At 57.4% G+C, this 2,058-nt stretch carries 2 protein-coding genes; both read left to right on the top strand.

Going from position 1 to position 2,058, the window contains the following annotated elements:
- Window positions 1-308 precede the first annotated feature (308 nt).
- The gene (locus C9413_RS31550) at window positions 309-593 is read left to right on the top strand and encodes a hypothetical protein (protein ID WP_040115956.1); all 285 of its coding nucleotides are present in this window, start codon (window positions 309-311) and stop codon (window positions 591-593) included.
- A 329-nt stretch (window positions 594-922) separates the two neighbouring features.
- Window positions 923-1,180: a DUF982 domain-containing protein gene (locus C9413_RS31545; protein WP_040115957.1), complete on the top strand. Its 258-nt coding sequence runs from the start codon at window positions 923-925 to the stop codon at window positions 1,178-1,180.
- Window positions 1,181-2,058: the final 878 nt, after the last annotated feature.

Genomic DNA, 2,058 nt, shown 5'->3' with positions numbered 1-2,058 from the left:
ACGCATGACAGAGCGGTTGGCTCGACACAGTTGGAGAACTTGTGAAGAGAACCGACAGGTTCATCACGCCCTGCGGCTCGCCGCGATTGGTCGCGCCCACCCAATGGATGTCTAGTCGCAACAGGAAATTGCGGCCGTTGCGCGCTTGCGCTGTTGATGAGTTTGCGGCTGCTACGCCCTTCGTCCTGGCCCATTGAGCCGGCGCCCAAGACCATTAATTAAGACCTTGCTAATTTTATGATGTTGAAGCAACCTCTAAGGTTCGCCCCGTTTCGTGGGCTTCGCTGCCTTCAGCGAAAGGAGGTTCTATGTCGTCCGACATCCATTACATGCCATACGGCTGCCGCGCGGAACAAGACGGCAAATGGACGGTATTTGATACCGTCACCGGCTATCCCGCCATGATAGGATGCAAGCAACTGACTGATCTAACTGAAAAAAATGCCACTGAACTGATGGACATCCTCAACCGGAACACTGTTGGGTCCAAATGGCAGCGCCTTCCCAGATATGCAATCCAGGGACTTCCAACACGGATAAGCGGCATCGATCTCGACCAGAAGACGCATTCGCCGTCACCCAGGCATCAGTGATCGCGTTCGCTTTTCGTAAGCGTTCGGTGTGTCTCGCTAGCGCGGCCGAATGGCCATCAGTTCAAACGCCCACCTTGTCGAAACCCGTGGCAATGGGGTGCGGCAGCAGCCCGAGACATCTGCGAATGCCCGGCTGGGCCAAACGATATCGTACGCCGCGCGGAAAGCCGCTTCTCTCCCTCATGTCCGTTGATCAGGAGCGCTGCTGGACGTCCAGCGATCGGGCTGGACCGCTTCCAGTCCGCGCCTTGTCGAGGATGCTGGACGTTCTCCCCTTGCATCGGGCGGCCGTCCATCGTTAACCTGCCTTTCTGGCGAGGGGCGGAAATATGAGTAACAGACGTTGGGATCACCCCGTAATGATCATCTGCAGGAAGACCGGGCAGCTCTCGACCATCGCATCCACAGCCGAGGCGCTCGAGGTTCTCACGAATTCTTGGCCGATTGCGGACGGAAAGGCGTTCATGGCCGCGTTGCTGATCTGCTCCGACGTCGAAGCCGGCATCCGAGAACCTGACGAAGCCCGCGTAAGCTTCATCGCAGCAGCGAAAGAAGCAGGTGTTCCGTTCGACACCATGGGGGGTTAGGGAAAAAGATGCCTCCTGAAGTGCGCTTGAGGCGTTGAACAATCTTATCAGACGGCGGAATTCTGCCGCAAAACCAGCGACTTCCGGTAGCGGGGCCGAGCGACGTTGTTTCCCTTGGGCGAGCTTGGCGCTGCAGCTGAGTTTCACCGCTTTCTTTGCTCCTCACGGGCATTTCTTCCATGCTAGTCTGGTGCCGCCTCCCGTGGCATAGCAAGGTCGCGCCGTCTTGGTTTGGCAATTGCTTCGTCCAGCGCTCGGGCGATCAAGAAATGCAACGTATCCGCGGCAGGTTCTTTGTCTGACATGGCGCCCGGGCGTAAAGCATCGATAGGGGTTGGAATTTCGCTGATGGCCGGCCCCAAAAGGTTGGGCCTAACTTATCATGGGTCTCAATATGTGAGCCGCTGTCACGTTTCATGGAAAACAATGGCGCGGCTAGGACCAAAGTCCCGCCAATATTCAGACTTCGGTCCAATATCATCCGCCTCAAGCATAATGCATGTTCTGAATGACCCGAAGTGCGCATTGCGCGCGAAAGGTCAGGGCTTTCCTCGTGCAGCCAGGGAGGGCCTTAATTTGTACTGCGTATTCCAAGTGTCGCAAGGCTCCGAAGGCAGCAGCGGCACAAGGTACGGCCAGGGCTCGCCTTAGCCCACCCATCCGAAGGCGAGCCCTCGTCGTAACTTGCCCGTCGGTGCAGTATACCGCCCGCGCACCAGTCCTTGACACAACCGCAAGATCTGTCCTCCCAAAGGAAAACCACCCCGGTTAAGGAGAGACAGGCAAGCATTCTACTTAAAGAAAGAAGGGGCCCAGCATCCATGTTTCGAGCCGGCAGCGCAGGAGGCGACGGGGGACATTGAACCTGCCGAGACCGG

The sequence above is a fragment of the Rhizobium sp. SEMIA 4085 genome (assembly GCF_013004495.1).
In the GTDB taxonomy this organism is placed as follows: Bacteria; Pseudomonadota; Alphaproteobacteria; order Rhizobiales; family Rhizobiaceae; genus Rhizobium; species Rhizobium gallicum.
Note: the sequence above shows the minus strand (reverse complement) of the source record. Positions and strands in the feature narration are given on the sequence as shown.

What these genes read in the sequence shown, in the direction of transcription:
- C9413_RS31550 (WP_040115956.1), top strand. Translation starts at nt 309, where the DNA reads ATGTCGTCCGACATCCATTACATGCCATACGGCTGCCGCGCGGAACAA.
- C9413_RS31545 (WP_040115957.1), top strand. Translation starts at nt 923, where the DNA reads ATGAGTAACAGACGTTGGGATCACCCCGTAATGATCATCTGCAGGAAG.